The following is a 1685-nucleotide window of genomic DNA, read 5'->3' on the forward strand; positions in this document are numbered from 1 at the left end:
TAGCCATATATGGTATTATTTAGTATTAAATCTTCCTACTGTTGTAAACCCTTCCAGTCTTGCAACTCCTTATAGTAGCTCTGCTCCACTTTTACCAAAAACTCGTGGAGTTTGCTCCTGATCCAGAACTCCTCATCAATCCCGATCTCACCCGCAATACAAGTAGCAGTTAGTAACTGACTCTCCTCACGGATAAACGTACCGAAATCTGTACCCAGCCTCTTCAGACCGCCCACCTTCATCTCCTCCAGGAAAGTTTTAATCGCCGACATAAAACCGGAAACCAAAGCAGTGTCCTGCTGCATCGAAATGAAGTTAAAAGACCAAACAAGACCGCCAGTAGGATTATGATCAACAAGAATGCTCTCCATGCTCCTCATAGCATTTATGGGAATCTTCCTCTTCTTATTAGCACGATAACCAGAAAACCCAGCCACAGCAACAGCACCAACAGCACAGATAATTAAGAAAGTATTATTCCTGTCTTCAGCTTGAAACATCGAACCTAAACTATATCCCTGTAAAAGAGATGCCATGAGAACATTTCCAAAAAGATTTACACCATATACTTTAACACTGGCATTAAAACTCACCGTGTCAAACCATGTAGAAGTAAAATTGAGTATTAAGATTTCCGAGGAATCAAAATTTCCGGTAATGGTGCAAACGCCTTTCCCTTCAGCAGGAGGAGCAGAATTTTGTACAGGTATATCATTAATTTTTAAGTTTATCTGGGAAGGATAAACAATCTCAGGTTCACTATCATTACTTGCACTTACTCTAACTCTCATGGAAAAATCGAATTCTAATGGTTCAAGGGTTCCACTGGTCCAATTGTAAGCTGGACCATACCCATTTTCTCCAATTGAAGGGTAGTATCCCCAGGCTAATTCTTTTGCCTGAGAGGGACTGTTATACTGGCTTAGTGCTATGAAAAAGGTTTGATTCTCCGTCTCTGTTAAATTCAAAGTTAATGCACTATTTAGTGTTATTGTTTTCCATGCGTTTCCCGCTTGATTTTGCAGGTCTAGATTATCTTTGAAATAGATTTGTTGGTTTGGCTCAATGCGTGTTGTCCCTGTGTTCCATGTGGCATTGTATATCTCAAAATCAAGGTAAAATGGTTTCTTAACATCAATTATGAATAAACTAATGTTATGCAAATAACAAGTTTGGTTTATTTTAAAGCCCATTACATATTTCATATTCCATAATGACACAGTTTTTTCTGGTTCTTCAGCTGTTCGAATAGTGTAGTTCGGAGCTTTTATATTTGATAAACTGAAATTAACGCTCTCAATCTGTGGTATGCCGAACAATTCTATGATTAATGGATTTTTAGTGTCCAAATAGGAATAATTTCTCACAAATAGCAGATCTTTAGAGGATATGGGTGTGTTTTGTTGGGTTAAAATCAAATGAGCATAATTTGTAAAGCTTAACTGTGATTGCGTCGAAATACCGGAATACCGCGTGGTTAAAGGTATCATCAATGGACCTACTACGAGTAATGTACAAAGAATTATACGAACCAATTTTCTTAGGTTCATATCTTGTTCCACCCACCAATCGTTTTCGCTTTTTCTTATTTATTTAATTTATGTATTCTTACTACATTATATAATAAAAGGTGTAGAAATCATAGACATTTGTCACCCCCCCTCTTTAAATTTCTTTTCCGAGTT

1 protein-coding gene is annotated in these 1685 nt (G+C 37.2%); it reads right to left on the reverse strand.

Going from position 1 to position 1685, the window contains the following annotated elements; all coding sequences use genetic code 11:
* Positions 1-35 precede the first annotated feature (35 nt).
* Positions 36-1550 carry a hypothetical protein gene (locus ACUVXA_RS20655; protein ID WP_445873180.1) on the reverse strand — a complete coding sequence of 505 codons (1515 nt, stop codon included), beginning with the start codon at positions 1548-1550 and terminating at the stop codon, positions 36-38.
* Positions 1551-1685: the final 135 nt, after the last annotated feature.

It is taken from the genome of Candidatus Jordarchaeum sp. (assembly GCF_052745115.1).